The sequence below is a fragment of the Komagataeibacter xylinus genome (genome assembly GCF_009834365.1).
Classification (GTDB): domain Bacteria; phylum Pseudomonadota; class Alphaproteobacteria; order Acetobacterales; family Acetobacteraceae; genus Komagataeibacter; species Komagataeibacter xylinus_D.
The window spans coordinates 3,066,636-3,082,098 of the sequence record NZ_CP041348.1; the positions used below are offsets into that span (position 1 = coordinate 3,066,636).

13 protein-coding genes are annotated in these 15,463 nt (G+C 59.9%); 3 read left to right on the forward strand and 10 right to left on the reverse strand.

Going from position 1 to position 15,463, the window contains the following annotated elements:
* Positions 1-6: 6 nt before the first annotated feature.
* The 10 genes from FMA36_RS14810 to FMA36_RS14850 form a co-directional block, all read right to left on the reverse strand.
* On the reverse strand, positions 7-600 hold the full coding sequence (locus tag FMA36_RS14810; RefSeq protein ID WP_159263071.1) for an NAD(P)H-dependent oxidoreductase: 594 nt from the start codon (positions 598-600) through the stop codon (positions 7-9).
* 292 nt (positions 601-892) lie between these two features.
* Entirely contained in the window at positions 893-3,079 is a 2,187-nt protein-coding gene (locus FMA36_RS14815) for a pyrroloquinoline quinone-dependent dehydrogenase (protein WP_159264020.1), read from the reverse strand.
* A gap of 17 nt (positions 3,080-3,096) precedes the next feature.
* Positions 3,097-3,483, reverse strand: coding sequence for a glycerol dehydrogenase (locus FMA36_RS14820; RefSeq protein ID WP_159263072.1), 387 nt, complete (start codon positions 3,481-3,483; stop codon positions 3,097-3,099).
* Between the two features lie 1,044 nt (positions 3,484-4,527).
* Positions 4,528-4,941, reverse strand: coding sequence for an RrF2 family transcriptional regulator (locus FMA36_RS14825; protein ID WP_159263073.1), 414 nt, complete (start codon positions 4,939-4,941; stop codon positions 4,528-4,530).
* A gap of 330 nt (positions 4,942-5,271) precedes the next feature.
* Positions 5,272-5,688, reverse strand: a complete 417-nt coding sequence (locus FMA36_RS14830; protein WP_159263074.1) for an RrF2 family transcriptional regulator — start codon at positions 5,686-5,688, stop codon at positions 5,272-5,274.
* Positions 5,689-5,694: 6 nt separating this feature from the next.
* Positions 5,695-7,437: a putative bifunctional diguanylate cyclase/phosphodiesterase gene (locus FMA36_RS14835; RefSeq protein ID WP_159263075.1), complete on the reverse strand. Its 1,743-nt coding sequence runs from the start codon at positions 7,435-7,437 to the stop codon at positions 5,695-5,697.
* A gap of 30 nt (positions 7,438-7,467) precedes the next feature.
* On the reverse strand, positions 7,468-9,756 hold the full coding sequence (locus FMA36_RS14840; protein ID WP_159263076.1) for an EAL domain-containing protein: 2,289 nt from the start codon (positions 9,754-9,756) through the stop codon (positions 7,468-7,470).
* 23 nt (positions 9,757-9,779) lie between these two features.
* Positions 9,780-10,406, reverse strand: a complete 627-nt coding sequence (locus tag FMA36_RS14845; RefSeq protein WP_159263077.1) for a Crp/Fnr family transcriptional regulator — start codon at positions 10,404-10,406, stop codon at positions 9,780-9,782.
* Between the two features lie 596 nt (positions 10,407-11,002).
* Positions 11,003-11,125 (reverse strand): hypothetical protein, encoded by a 123-nt coding sequence (locus FMA36_RS19780; RefSeq protein ID WP_276612586.1) that lies wholly within the window; start codon positions 11,123-11,125, stop codon positions 11,003-11,005.
* Positions 11,126-11,323: 198 nt separating this feature from the next.
* Positions 11,324-12,646: an ATP-dependent DNA helicase gene (locus FMA36_RS14850; protein ID WP_159263078.1), complete on the reverse strand. Its 1,323-nt coding sequence runs from the start codon at positions 12,644-12,646 to the stop codon at positions 11,324-11,326.
* A gap of 378 nt (positions 12,647-13,024) precedes the next feature.
* Between FMA36_RS14850 and FMA36_RS14855 the strand changes: the two genes are divergently transcribed.
* The 3 genes from FMA36_RS14855 (at position 13,025) to FMA36_RS14865 (ending at position 15,459) form a co-directional block, all read left to right on the forward strand.
* The gene (locus tag FMA36_RS14855) at positions 13,025-13,177 is read left to right on the forward strand and encodes a hypothetical protein (protein ID WP_159263079.1); all 153 of its coding nucleotides are present in this window, start codon (positions 13,025-13,027) and stop codon (positions 13,175-13,177) included.
* Positions 13,178-13,183: 6 nt separating this feature from the next.
* Complete coding sequence (locus tag FMA36_RS14860; RefSeq protein ID WP_159263080.1) at positions 13,184-14,416, forward strand: MFS transporter; 1,233 nt, start codon at positions 13,184-13,186, stop codon at positions 14,414-14,416.
* A gap of 119 nt (positions 14,417-14,535) precedes the next feature.
* Positions 14,536-15,459, forward strand: coding sequence for a DMT family transporter (locus FMA36_RS14865; RefSeq protein ID WP_159263081.1), 924 nt, complete (start codon positions 14,536-14,538; stop codon positions 15,457-15,459).
* Positions 15,460-15,463: the final 4 nt, after the last annotated feature.

Consider the following 15,463-nt stretch of genomic DNA (forward strand, 5'->3'; position numbering starts at 1 on the left):
GTGCGCTTATGGCAGGGTAAACCCCAGCACATCGGCGAGGTGCGCGCGATAACGTTCGATATCGGCCTCAATCGACGGGTTCTTGATCACATCAGTGGCAAGGAAGGTCGGCAGGGCCGAGAGCGCAAGAAATTCATTGGCCTTGTGGAAAGGAAAATAGACGGCATCGATCCCCCTGCCCTCAAAGAACTGCGCGGGGTCGACAAAAGCCGCTTCCGGGGCGTTCCATGTCAATGAGAGCATGTAATGCTTGCCGTGCAACAGTCCGCCGGAGCCATATTTGCGCTCGGGGTGAGCGCGGCTGCGGCCATCATTGGCGTAAAGCACGCCATGACCGGCGGTAAAGACCTCATCCATGTATTTCTTGACGATCCACGGCGCGCCCATCCACCACCCCGGCATCTGATAGATTACGAGGTCGGCCCACAGGAAGTTCTGCACTTCTTCTTCAATGTCATAGCCTGAATCAATCTTTGTCTGCCGCAGGGCAAAACCTGCCGCCGCCAGCGTCTGTGCCGCGACAGCCTGCAAGGTGTCATTCAGGCGCCCGTGCGAATGGGCAAACTTTTTTCCGCCGTTCAGAAGAAGGATGTTTTTCATAATGTCCCGTCCTGCAATCACGCTCACTCCCGGCCCCGCGCGGGGCACGGATCATGACCGTATCCATCGCCTCATATCCGGCCATGAGGGATAGAGCCTGCTTGCGCACCAGACAACGGGCAACCGAAATCCCGCTCCGACAACGCGCCCGCAACACCGCTGACGTGTGAAAAAAAAGACAGAACTGGCAGACCTTTTTCCTGTTCTGCATGCCTGAAAGATCATCGCACAAAAAAAACCGGGGCCGCATTGCACGGCCCCGGTCGGGTCAGTCAGATGATGACAGATCCGGTCAGTTCACATTATCCAGCGCATAAACCACGAGGTCGTCAGTCACCGGCGTCATCATGAAGTGGTGGCCACCGGCCATGATGGCGACATACTGCTTGCCCTTGTATTCATACGTCATGGGCGTGGCCTGGCCGCCACCGGGCAGCACGTCGTTCCACACTTCCTTGCCGGTATGGATATCGAAGGCATGGATCATGTTATCGGTCGTGGCCGCAACAAAGATCAGCCCACCTGCGGTAATGACCGGGCCGCCATTGTTGGGCGTGCCGATGGTCAGCGGCAGGTGCGTAGGCAGGCCGAACGGGCCGTTGGCGCGCGCACTGCCCAGCGGATGCTGCCACAGCACTTTCTGGGTGTGCATGTCGATGGCGGTGATCATGCCATAGGGCGGACGGTTGCACATCATGCCCGTATATTCATCCCAGAACGGCGAGACCACGATGCCGTAAGGCGTTTCCGCCATGGCGCCAGCACCTTCCGCGCCACCGCCACCGGGCTTGAAGTTGGGGTCATCCACCGGCATCAGGCCAAGCTTGTCGGCCTTCTTGCGGCTGACCAGCTGGTCATACATCGGCGTGTTGTTCCAGTTGGCGATCAGGATGCCGGTCTTCTCGTCATAGGCCACGCTGCCCCAGTCCGAGCCACCGTTATAGCCCGGATATTCCAGCCAGGGCTTGTCGATGCTGGGCGGGGTGAACTCACCCACGTAATGCGCACGGCGGTATTTCAGGCGGCAGTAAAGCTGATCGATCGGCGACATGCCCCACATGTCGGATTCCTTGAGCGGGGCAAAGCCAAGACGCGGCATGCCAACCGACCAGGGCTGCGTGGGCGAGCGCGTATCACCCGGCACCATGCCCGGCGAGGGCGCGGGCCGTTCTTCAACCGGCAGCACCGGGTCACCCGTGCGGCGGTCAAGCACAAAGGTCTGGCCACGCTTGGTGGGCATGATCAGGGCCGGAACCGTCGAACCATCGGGCTTGGTGAAGTCCATCAGCGTGGGCTGGGAGCCGATGTCGTAGTCCCACACATCCTTGTGCACGGTCTGGAACACCCAGCGCGGCTCGCCGGTCTTCACGTCAATCGCCACGACAGCGGAGGAAACCTTGTTTTCTTCCGGGCTACGCATGGCGCTGTAGTAATCAGCCGCCGAGTTGCCGGTGGGCACGTAAACCAGCCCCAGGGCGTTATCGCCGATCATGGCGGCCCAGGAGTTGGGGGTGCCGCGGCTGTAATGCTCGCCTTCCTTCGGCTCGCCATGTTCATGCGGGCGGTTGACATCCCATGCCCACAGGAAGCGTCCGGTCTCAGCATCATACCCGCGGATCACGCCCGAGGGTGCCCAGCGGCGCTGGCCGTCGAGAATTTCCTGGTTGGTGATGATCGCGCCATTGACGATGGGCGGCGGCGCGGTCTCGGCCACGAAGCCGGGCACCGATTCACCCATGCCCTTCATCAGGTTGACCATGCCGTGCCAGCCAAAGCCTTCGCACACCTTGCCGTCCTCGCTGTCCACCTCGATCAGGCGCTCATCCAGCGTGGCTTCAAGAATGCGGTGATGGCAGTGCTCGCCTTCCGGCACGGTGGATGAGGTGTAATACACCACCGCCTTACACGCCGCCGTGTAGGGAATGCTCTCGTATTTCTCGTTGGCGTGGAAATGCCAGATTTCCTTGCCGGTAGCAGGGTCGATGCGCATCATGTCGTTCAGCGCGGAACACATGTACAGACCGTCACCAACCTTGATGGGCGTGGTCTCGGCAGCCCATTTGTTGGTCTGCCCCGGCCCCGGCTTGCTGCCGGTGTGGTAGATGAAGGCACGCTTGAGGTGGCCGATATTGGCTGGCGTGATCTGGTCAAGCGGCGAGAAGCGGGTTGCCTTGTCATCGCGCCCATAGCCAGGCCAGTCATCATGCGCGGGGTTGGCCGTGACCTGGTCCACCATGGGGGTTGCTTCGCTAGGCTCGGCGGGCGGCCCGTCGGGAATGTTGGCAGCGTTCACACCAGGAGACTGCGGCGCATTGGGCGAAGGCGGCGAGAACGCATCGCTCGGCGGCGTGGGCGTGCCGGGCGAAACCGTGGCGTTGCCATTACCGGGCGGCTGATCGGCAGGGGGCACCTGTGCGAGGGCCACGGAACCAGCGGTGCCTGCAATAATGGTGGCGCCAAGCAGCAGGGTGCGGAGCATGGGGGTGTTGGCGGACATTATGCGACCTCCCGCACGGATGTTGAGTGGGCATTTTCCATGCGGCGCAGGGCGGGCAGGCACAGCAGCACGGCAATGGCAAGGATGGTCGGCCCAAACACGCGGGGCAGCAGGCCCCAGCCATCAAACCCGACCTCCCAGAAGGCCCACAGCCATGTCACGCCAACAGCGGCCAGATACAGCATGGCCCCCATGGCCCGGCCCATGGCCATGAGCACGCCAGCGAGTGTTACGGCTATGCCAATAATGACATAATACCAGGAGCCACCCAGAAACACGAGTTCGGCACCCATGTAAGCAAGGGGCAGCCCCAGAAGAACGATGACAACCGCAAGACCCAGGATCGCCCACGCGGCGGGGGTCTGCGGCTTTATGAAAGCTGACATGATGGATATTCCTCCAGTATCATGTAACGGAAACTAATCCCGTTAATATCGAGCATGAAAAAACTTAATCGTGAGGTTGGTAACGGATTTATTATAATTGTATCAATAGCTACAGTAATCCGCCAAAAAAACGGCTGACTCATGCCGCTTCTGGCAACCTGCCCTGCAAGATGAGCGTAGTGGAGAAATATTTTTTACTTAACACCCCCTCCAGAGGAAACCATTACGGTTCTACCGTAAAACTACCGGGCAGGCATTGGCTGCATCGACGGGTCATGCTTATGGCTGAAGCGCGGAGTATGTAAACGGGGCCGAGGCGGTATGATGCAAATAAATCTGCCTTAAAAACCGGCGTTATAAATACTTTCTTTTTCGTTGATATCCGTAAGCCAGATGGGGGAGATTAAGGCCCATGGCAGGTTTATATGCGGGCGTGATGGAGCGCTGACCTTAATATATGGTGCGACACGCTCCTTTATAATGAGCGCAACGGCACTCTTTTCACTACTCTGAGTTATGGCTGCACATCTCATACCAGCAAAGCAGGCACCGTGCCTGTCAGGCTGGCACGCGGCATCCCAATACCGTCAGTTCGTGACCGAATGAGTATGGGTGGCATGGACCCACAATAGCAAATCAAAAGTACCGAACAATTATTGCGCCAGCATAATCGGTCCCTCCATGCGGCATGTCAGTACAGACGCAATGGAAAAACTGCCCGAACAGTATCATGTCCTTTCTGGAAGAAAATGTAGATACATTCGCACAGGCGACATGGCATCTGCCCGCTTATGCCGCAACAGAGCACTTCCGGGCACAAACCATACCGGTTCTGCTGCATATCGCACGAGGCACGGCAGTGCCCGACAGGGTGCGGATTGTATTTTGCTTCAACAACTGATCCGGTTGCTCCTGTTGCCAATACGGCCCGAGACCATGCCAACCATCAGGCTGGCATATGGCCTGCTGGCTTCAGATCAGCATTATCTATGTACGTACATATATAGACAATGACAGACCTGTCCACCATCATGCGCTGCCATGTCAGGCAGCCTGCCGGGGCAGAAGATCATGCAGCGTGGTCTGGTCCAGCACATCAAGGAAAGCCGTAAGCGAACGGGCCAGCAGATGACGCAGGCGGCACATATCGGCAAGCACGCAGGCCTGACCGTATTCTGGCTCGCAGGCTTTCATGGAGAGCATGTCCGCCTCCATCATGCGCACGATGTCACCTATAATGATTTCATGCGGCATGCGCGGCAGTTCCAGCCCCCCTGCCCGGCCCCGACGGGTATCGACAACCCCGTTGGTAGAGAGCCGGTTGACCACCTTGACGAGGTGATTATGGGAAATGCCATGATTTTCGGAAATCTCATGCACGGAAACGCGCCGACCAGGGTTTTGTCCCAGATAAACCAGAACACGAATGGCATAGTCGGTATGAAGGGTCAGACGCATGGTATCTGGGCTCTGGCTCCCTGTCTTGTAAAGGCCGCCTGCGTGATGCAGCAGGAGACGGTAGGCCAAGGCGACGGCGTGCGGGGCATGATGTTCCTGTTATTACACTATGTGGGCCAAATTCCTCATGCCACACCAAAAAAGACCTGTGCCGTCCTTATTGCAACCGGAAAATACGGTCTTTCCACAATATAAATAAATATTATCTTATCATAAGCAAAAGTTATCATGGCATGGCATGAATCATGTCAATACGCGCGATTTTCCAACCTCATGCGCATCGAATTTCCGAAAATTCACAGGTCTTCAGCCTGCCTGCATGGGCCTTATTTACAGTTTTTTAGGCTCATGCAGAATATCATGCAGCGTAATGCGATCGAGCACCGACATGAAGGCATTGACCGATTTGGCAAACAGTCCGCGCAGGCGGCATGCATCCGTCAATACGCAGGCCTGCCCGTTTTCAGGATTACAGGACACAATTTCGCCCATATCCACCTCCATAAGACGGACGATGTCACCAATAATGATCTGGTGCGGCGCACCAGCGAGTTCCAGCCCGCCACTACGTCCGCGCCGCGCCAGAATGACACCGTTGCTCGACAGACGGTTCACCACTTTGACCAGATGATTCTGGGAAATGCGGTGCGTCAGGGCAATCTCCTGAATCGCAACCCGTCTGCCTGGGTTCTGACCAAGGTAGATGAGGGTCCGAATGGAGTAATCGGTGTAAAGAGTAAGGCGCATGGCGTGTCATGACGCCTGTAGCGTGATCTCGGTATGATCTGGCGCAATGATGTGCTCCGCAAGAACAAGATTCGCGGCAGAAATCGGGGGAGAAATGTAAAAACCCTGAATCCGGTCCGCGCCGATCTCGTGCAGCATGTCCATCTGGCCTTTTGTTTCCACCCCGCTCACGGTCACGCTCAACCCGAATGCATGGGCCAGACCAACCAGATGCGCCATAACGTCACGGGTCTGCTGGTTGGTTTCAATGTCTTGTACCAGCCTGCGTGATATTTTGGCCTGCGTGAAAGAAATCGTGCGCAGGACCGAGATTGGTAGCATCGCCAGCCCGAAATCATCCAGCGTCAGTTGAAAGCCAAGCTCGCTCAGTTCCTGCAGGCGCTGCAGCACGCGGTCAGAGCGCCTGCCAGCCAGCACACTTTCCGATACTTCCAGCACGTAATCGGATGCCTTGCCCCCCTGCCGCTTTATTTCAGCTTCAAGGTCATTCTGGAAGCCGATATTAAGCAGGTCCAGCCGCGAGAGATTGATGGTCAGGTTGGGATAGGCGCCCAGGCTTGTATTCCACATCCGCATGTCATTTTGGAATGACTTGACCAGACGCGGGCTCATGACCTGGGCCAGGGCGGCATCGAGGAACACATCGCGGAAGCTTTCCGCCGCCAGCAGGCCGCGCTGCGGGTGGTGCCAGCGCAGCAGCGCCTCGATCTGATCGCACTTGCCGGTGCTGAAGTTCATGATCGGCTGATAGTAAAGCTCGAACTGGTCCTTCTGTACCCCGTCACGCGCATCATTGAGGATCTGGGCCCGCTCCAGCGCATGCTGGTGCAGGGCAATGTCAAACATGCGCGCCTGGTGGCCACCCGCTCGCTTGGCAGCATAAAGCGCGATATCGGCATTCTTCTGTAGTGATTCAGCACTTTCCTGGCTGGCGATGGGGCTGACCCCGATGCTGCCCGACACGTTGACCATGGTGTTGCCCACCTCGATCGGCGCTTCAAGCTCGGCCAACAGTTTCTCCAGTATGAGAGAAAGCGGATATTTGTGCAGCGTATGGTTGAGGATGAGTGCAAACTCATCGCCCCCCAGCCGACAGACCGCATCTTCAGGGTGAACAAGGGCCAGAAGGCGCTTGGAAATCACCTTCAGCACCACATCGCCCGCATGGTGGCCATGAATGTCGTTGATCTGCTTGAAGCCATCGAGATCGAACATGACCAGCATGATATCGCGGGTAATGTTCTGCGCCTTCTCCTCCACCGCAGTCTGAAGCACGTTGTTGAAACCACCACGGTTGAACAGACCCGTCAGCGGGTCGGTCGCGGCAAGCGACTTGAGCCGATCACGGGTGTTCATGAGTTCGGTAATCTCGAACCGGGTTGCGACATACCCCTCTACCGCGCCAAGCGAATTATGCTTGGGCATGATGGTGGTCGCCACCCAGTACAGCGTGCCATCCTTGGCCCGGTTGCAGATATTGCCGCGCCATACCTCCCCACCCCGGATGGTGCGGTACATCTGCCTGAAAAAGCTCGCATCATGGTAGCCGGAATTGACGATGCGATGCGTTGCCCCCAGCAGCTCTTCACGCGGGTAGCGGCTGATATCGCAAAAGCGGTCATTCACATAGGTAATCACACCGCGCACATCGGTAATGGCCACGATCAGGACATTGTCCACCACATCGGCCCAGAAATCCGAATCCTGGTGGGTCAGCGCGCGCAGGCGATCATCGTGCTTGAGTGACATGGCATATGGCTCCATCTATCTCGTAGCGGATCAGGACTTTGCAGGGCTTGCAGCGGCAGGACTGGCGGCAGGCGCAGCTTCTTTCTTGCTGCTGCTCTCGGGTTTGCCCTCTTTCTTGGCGCGGGCTGCATCGATTTCACGAATGACGGCAGGCGCTCCGCCACGGCGCACCCAGGCTTCCAGATCCTGCGGTGCCAGCGGCTTGGCGAACAGGTAGCCCTGCATCACGTCGCAGTTCAGCTTTTCCAGCAGGTCGCGCTGCTGTTCGGTCTCGACGCCTTCGGTCACGACCGTCATGCCCAGCCGCGAGCCGATGCCGATCACCGCCATGGTTACGGCCTGGGCATTGGTGTCATATTCAAAATCGTTGATGAAGCTGCGGTCGATCTTGATCTCGGTCAGCGGCAGACGCGTGAGCCGCGAGAGCGATGAATACCCCGTGCCGAAATCATCCATAGACAGGCCGCAGCCGATATTGCGGATCGACTGGAGCACTTCCTCGGTGTCGCGGCTGTTATCCATCATCACGCTTTCGGTAATTTCCACCGTCAGGCGCGCGGGCTTGAGGTTATGCTCCTTGAGCAGGGCGGCGATATGCTCGGGCAGCGCGCGATTGCGGAAATGCACGGCAGACAGGTTCACAGCCACGGTGGGCACATGCACGCCGTCGCGGTCCCATTTCACGATCTGGCGGCACGCCTCGAGCAGCGACCAGCGGCCAATGGCCTCGATTTGGCCGGTCTCCTCCGCCACGGCAATGAAGCGCGAGGGGAAGATGTTGCCAAGGTGCGGATGGTGCCAGCGCGACAGGGCCTCCACACCGCTAAGTTCGAGCGTGTGGGTGCGCACCTGCGGCTGATAGTGCAACTGCAGCATGCCCTGTGCCAGCGAATCACGCAGCGCCGAGCCCAGCACCAGCCGGTCCTGCGCCACCTGATTCTTTTCCAGATTGGCGAAGCGGAAGATGCCGCGCCCGTCTTCCTTCGCCTGACGCATGGCGGTATCGGCATGGCTGAGCAGGGATTCGCTGTCGGGCCCGTTGGCGGGGAAGGTGCTGATGCCGATCGAGCACGAGATCGACAGCGTGTTCTGCCCGATCTGGAGCGGGCGGCCAATAGTTTCGAGCAGCTTGTGGGCGATTTCCTCGATCTGCTTGCCTTCGCAATCGGGCACCACCACCACGAACTCATCGCCGCCCGAGCGGCTGAGCACGTAATCCTCCTTGGCGATGGAGCGGATGCGCCCTGCGATCTCGACAAGGAACTGGTCGGCATAGACATGACCAAGTGCATCATTGATATCGCGGAAACGGTCGATATCGAGCATGAAAATGGCCAGCGTGCGGTTACCGGGCTGGGCGATGATGTCTTCCATCACGCGATGCAGCGCACCACGGTTGAGCAGGCCGGTCAGGCTGTCATAGCGGGCAAGCTGGGTCAGGTGGGTCTTGGTGGCATGCTGCTCCAGCGCCAGCGCGCAGAAGGGCAGGCACGCGCCCACAAGACGCTGCGGCCATGCGCCAAGCTGGTTGGGCTCACGCAGGTAAAGCGCGAAAATGCCTGTCACCCGCCCGTCACCGGCCATGACGGGTGCTGCATAGCACGACTGCAGCCCCAACGAGCGGCACATGGACTGATAATTATCCCACACCAGGCGACCGGTATAGGAAGCATTGGCCTTGAGCTTCTCCACATCAGAAGGTGACGGCACGGTGGTTTCAAGCGCATTGCGGATGCGCGGCGGCAGCGCGGAGGTGCAGATCACCCGCCAGGGCTGCGCATCATCAAGCACCAGCAGGGCCGCGACCGAATTGGGCACGAAGGCCTCGACCTTGCGGCAGATCAGCTCGCCAATATCCTGAATCAGCATGTCGCTGGCCAGCGCCTGCAGCACGTCGTTCTGCAGGATCAGGATCTTGCGCCGCTGGCTCTCCTCCGTGACGTTCTTCATCACGCCCATGTAGTAGGTGAGCCGCTTGTCCCCCTGCCCGATCTGCACCTTGGAGAGCGAAAGCTCGCCGCAGATATATTCCCCATCGGCGCGGGTGAATTCCACCTCGCGCGATGTGCCGACAATGCGGTTATGCCCGGTCTCGCGGTTGCGGTCGATGTAGCGGTCATGCTCATGGCGCAGGCGCATGGGCACCAGGCAGTCGACATTGCGGCCGATCACATCGGCCCGGGGAATGCCCCACAGGGCTTCCGCCGCCTGATTATAGAAGATGATCTCGTTTTCCTGCCCGATGATGACAGTTGCATCAATGGCCTGCTCAAGGGCGGGAAGAAGGATTTCTGTGGTGAGGGCTGTGATATCGGGCATCGTCGTGCGGTCTTTCTTAGCTGTCATTCGGAGTGGGCCACGATCGCCCGCAAGCGGTCAGGGTCGAGAATATGGATGGCGCGCCGTTCGCGGGAGATAAGCTGCTCCCGCTGGAAGGCACTGAGCAGGCGGCTGACAGTCTCGGTGGTCAGACCTAGGAAATCGGCCATGTCCGCGCGTGAGATGGCCGGGTCAACGGGCCAGAGTTCACCCGGCCCCATGCGCATGCCCTGACCGAGCAGGAATGTGGCGAGGCGCTCGCGCGCGGTCTGGCGGCCAAGCATGAGCAGCCGGTTATGCAGGCTGACGAGCAACTGGCGGGCGGAATGAAGCGAAGCCGCGCACGCGCCGGGCGATGTTTCATGCAGACGGCTCATATAGGGCGCTGGCACGCATACAACCTGTAGTGTACGCATGGCTTCGGCGCTGTAATGATAGTGGGCGCAGGGATAGGCGGGGAGCACATCGCCTTTATGGGCAAAACCGATAATCTGTCTCCGCCCGTCAGGCAGGGATTTAAAAAGACGCGCGCCTCCAGCCACCACATGGAAATGCATGCTGGCGGGCATATCTTCCGTCATGAATTCCTGACGTTCGGAAAATGTCCGTTTCGCTCCGTCAGAAGACAGAGATGGCTGCACAAGAGACATGTTAATTTTTTTCTGTTCTCAACGCGATTACGAATGATCTCATTAATGACATACTTTCGCCATAAGTTAATTTGTAAAAAAAATACAGAATATACGATACCGATTCCTGTTTATTCCTGACAGTTTATACTTTCAGTTAACGGTCAACAGGATACCAGACCGTATAATGTAAGTGTCCACAATGGATCGGGACTTCGCTTACCCTGTCGCAATACCCCTTGGGGCATGACACGGCGCCTCCTGCCCAGATCGTGAACAGACACACCTGTCCGTGCCTCTGTCACCCGATCCGTATCGCGCACGCCATGCCATGAGCATGGCTGCGTTATCACTGATTCCGATCATCGCGGTTGGACTGCTACCCTCTGTCAGGAGGATATAGTCTCATCCGCCTGAAGCAACCGGAGGTTGCTTTTGCCTTCTCCTGTCAGGCCCGGGCGGGAAATCACCCGTTATCCGGCACCTGGTGGGTTGCCTCGCCTGTATGCCGCAGGGCGTGTGGGCCCCGTGGCGTTCTGTCGTCCCCTGGCCTGTCTGGCCGGGAGCGTGGCCGTGCACACCCGCGTGGTCAGCGTGCAACGGACCGGACACGCCTGTCAGCGCGCCGTCATGCCCTGCTGGCGGGAAGCAAACAGCCATGATGTCGGGCCACGTGGCCCATGACCGGCAGGCAGTTCATTCCCCTCCATCATGGCGTAACCATGAGCCTTCAATCTCATGGTGATAATTTAAGATTTTATGAAAGTTTTCAGGAATTCCCAAAATATAAAATATAGGACATATAATATGCATCTTATTGAAAAGTCCGGGAATTTTTTATGAAATTCGCGAAAAACCGCCATAATTTTAAAATCGTATCGCAGCGGTCTTTTTTTTAAACAACAGGACGTGAACGGTCTCCTATCCGCCCCTGCCGCTCACTTCCGGCCAGATGCGCCGGTGGGCAGGCCCGTGAGAATCATGGCCGTGGTGGGGCGGGTGGCTGCAACATAAAGCAGTTGCTGCGCTTCAAGCACATTGGTGGCGGCGCGGCGGCTGATATCGCCCACATCCACGAACACACGGCCAAACGTACTGCCCTGCGCGGTATGCACGGTCATGGCGTAAACCGCCTGGAGCCGCCCGATGTTGCGGCGGAACACAAAGCGATGCTGCCAACGCGCGCGCTCAAGGGCGGCCTCGCGCTTCAGGCGCTGCTCGATCGCCCCCATATCCGCGCCGGGGCGCAGGATGGCTACCGGCGTTTCATCGCCCGCGAGGGTGCGCAGCACCACATCATACACCGGCAGTTCCGTGGTCCAGCCAGGCACCTTTGAGGTGGCGGGAAAGGCATGACGCAGCACGCCGGGGCGGATATCCGCAATTTCCGCCTCCTCGTTGGTGGCCACCATCACGCGCCGGCCTTCCACATCCATGACCGGAACGCGGGCAATCACGCGCTCGCCCACCACAAAGGGCATGGGCGTCTCGCCCCCGTGCACCCATCGGCGCACGGTGCGGTTGACGGCATCGACCCGCGCATTGGTCCAGCACAGGTAGCGGAACGCATCGCTATCGGCCTTAAAGGCATCGGATGTAAAAGCGCGCTGCATCCATGCCTCGGGCGTGCGTGGCACGAACAGGCCCGCGCCCTCATGGTGGCTGGCGCGGCACCATGACCAGTCAAGCGGGCCACCCTGACTTTCGCGGATGGCCGTGGCAGCCGCGACCAGCGGGTTATCCGCCGCCTGTCGCACCACGGTTTCGAGATGCGAGGCCGAACGGATGGCGAAGGACGGGCTGATCGCCTCGCCCACCGGTGGCAGCTGCGCAGGGTCGCCCACAAACAGCACGAAGCGGTCGGGCACGAGGTCGCGCACCCAGCGCATGAGTTCGGAACCGACCATGGAGCATTCATCAATGATGATGACATCAGCCGTAATCGGCTCGGGCCGATCGGCACGCTGCAGCACTTCGCGGCCATCCTGCGCGCCGGGCTGGAGCGAGAGCACATTATGAATGGTGCGACACGGCGCAAGCTTGCCCACCCGCGCCTTGAGCACGGCGGTGGCCTTGTGGGTGGCGGCGGTAAACACCACATTCGCCCCCTGCCTGTGCAGCGCGCGGGCCACCTGCTGCATGAGCGTGGTCTTGCCCGTGCCCGCGTAGCCGGTCAGCAGATGCGTGGCCGAGACCCCACGCGCGGCCAGAATTTCAGCCAGCGCACGCTCCTGGCACGCGGTCAGGACCGTGCGGGACATGAAATGCTGGAGCCTTGAGAGGTGCGGGACGGGCGCATCGGAGGTGAAGCGTTCCTTCTGGGCAGGGCATGGGTCGGCGCAAGTATTAGGCCGCCCCTTTCAAACGGGCCAGCACAAATGCATGGCTGATGGATGAAATGCCCAGACACCTCAAGGGAAAATGGACATGACCTGACACGCCGCGATCCCTCCGTTACGCTGAACCACGCCTGACAAAAGGCGTTACACCGCATGATGCCCCGCACGCCCTCGCCCCCTATTAAAACCGGCACGGCCATCTGTTGCGCAGGTCACGTCCACCGCGATTTCAGGCCGCAGCCCCTCCGCCACACTGACGGCCCCTTCCCGCTTCCCGGTCATTTTTCATGAAGGTGCCTCATGCCCATCATCACCCCTACTCCCCGCACTACCCATGCCGCCCTGACTGACCGCGATACCGGTATGCATGCCAAATCCACAACCCGCCTCTTCCCCCAGAGCGGGAAAACCGGCACGACGGTGGAACCCATCGCCCTTCAGCAAAGAGTGTAAGCTGCCTTGCCGCTTTCCTTCGCCTTTGGCGCCCGCGCCCTGCGCTCACTGCGCCATCGTCATTATGCCATCTGGGCCAGCGGAGCCGTTGTGTCGAACATTGGCACCTGGATGCAGCGCACGGCGCAGGACTGGCTTGTGCTGACCCAACTGACCGCGCACGACGCGACGGCGGTGGGAATGACCATGGCCTTCCAGATGGCGCCGCAACTGCTGTTCCTGCCCTGGACGGGCTATGCCGCCGACCGTTTCGACCGCCGCGCCCTGCTCATGCTGACACAGGGGTTGATGGGCGCCCTGTCGCTGGGGCTGGGCATCCTGACGGTCAGCGGCGCGGCCCGGCTGTGGGAGATGTATGTCTTTGCGTTCCTGTTCGGCAGCGTGGCCGCCTTTGATGGCCCGGCACGCCAGACCTTCGTATCGGAACTCGTCGGGCGCGAAGACCTGCCCAATGCGGTAGCGCTCAATTCGGTCTCCTTCAATGCCGGGCGCATGCTGGGACCGGTCGCGGCGGGGGCATGCATTGCCGCCGTGGGCACGGGGTGGGCGTTCGTGCTGAATGGCATTTCGTTCATTGCCGTGCTCATGTCGTTGCTGGCACTAAACGGGCGGGCCATTACCCCACCCGCAAAGCGGGGCGCGCGGGGCCTGCTGGAAGGGTTCCGCTATGTGTGGCGGCAGCCCGACCTGCGCACCATCGTACTGATGCTTCTGCTCATTGGCATGTTTGGCCTGAACTTTCCGCTGTTCATCTCCACCATGGCGGTCAGCGTGTTTCATGTCGGCGCGGGGCAGTATGGATTGCTCAGCGCCTGCATGGCGGTAGGCACCATGATGGGCGCGGTTGTGGCGGCGGGGCGTGAAAAGGTCTCGATGGCAACGCTACGCACGGGCGCGCTACTGTTTGGCGTGGGGTGCCTGCTGGCCGCCATAGCGCCCGGCTACGGGCTGTTTGCGGCGTCCCTCGGGCTGGTGGGGCTGGCGACCCTGACCTTTACCACCACGACCAACAGCCTGATGCAGCTTTCAGCCGCACCCGAGATGCGGGGGCGCGTCATGGCCATCCGCCTGGCCGTGGCCCTTGGCGGCACGCCCGTTGGCGCGCCGGTTGTGGGGTGGGTTGCCAATCATTTCGGCCCACGCTGGGGGCTGGGGCTGGCAGCAGCCTCCGGCTTTGCCGCGGTGCTGGTGAGCCTGCGGACACGCGGCCTGAAGCATATTGAAAAAACGGCCTCATGATGACACGGATGCCGCCGGGAGATCCATAGACACCGCCCGGTTGCCATGCGCCGTGTAGCACCTCCTCTGGTCATCATGTTTTTTTCAGGGTTTTATGGCCGTTATGCCGGAATTTTCACATGCCATTCCCTGACCCCGTTCTGCCCACCCGGCGCGCCGCATCCGTTCTGGGCAGCCCGATGGTGCTGGCGCTGGCCTGCATCGTGGCCTGGAGCCTGATTGCGCCCATATCCAAGCTGGTACTGGCATCGGTCAGTTTCTATAACATGCTGTTCATTTCCAACCTGTTTTCCTGCCTTGCCGTGGGGGCCGCATTTGCCGTGCTGTGCGGCGGCGATTGGGGGCGGCTTTCCGCCCGCCTGCGCTCCAACCGGGTTGCCATGCTGTGCGGTGGGCTGGATGGGCTGTTCTATCTGTGCCTGTACCACGGCTACCATATCAGCAACGGCGTGGCGGTGCTGATCGCGCAATATAGCTGGCCGGTGATGATTGTGGCCATTTCGGCCATATTCTTCGGTGTGCAGCCCAGCCTGTGGCAGTTCCTGGGGCTGGCCTGTGGTGTTGCCGCCATGACGGTGACACTCAGCCGGGGCGATATTGCCCATATCGGTCTGGGCCATCCGGCCGCACTCGGGCTGGTACTGCTGGGAGCATTGTGCTTTGCCGTGCTGTCCGTGCTGTCGCGGCATTATGTCAAGGATGCGCTGGCAGGCACGGTATGGCTGTTCGTGGCGTCGACCGGAATATCCGCGCTGGCGGGCTGGCAGGCGGGCGCGCTGGGCATGCCGCCGCGTGCCGCACTCCCCGGTCTGGTGCTGAACGGAGTGGCGATCAACGGCCTGTCTTATGTATTATGGATTGTGGCGCTGGCGCGGGGCAATGCGGTACGGATCTCTGCGCTGGTGTTCCTCACCCCCGTGCTGTCAACGCTCTGGCTGGCGCTGTTTTTTCATGAACCCTTTTTGCCCGCTTATGCGCTGGGGCTGGCTCTGGCGCTGGTGGCCGGGCTGTTATGCCTGCGGGGCCGACGCGGGGCACCATAAGCCA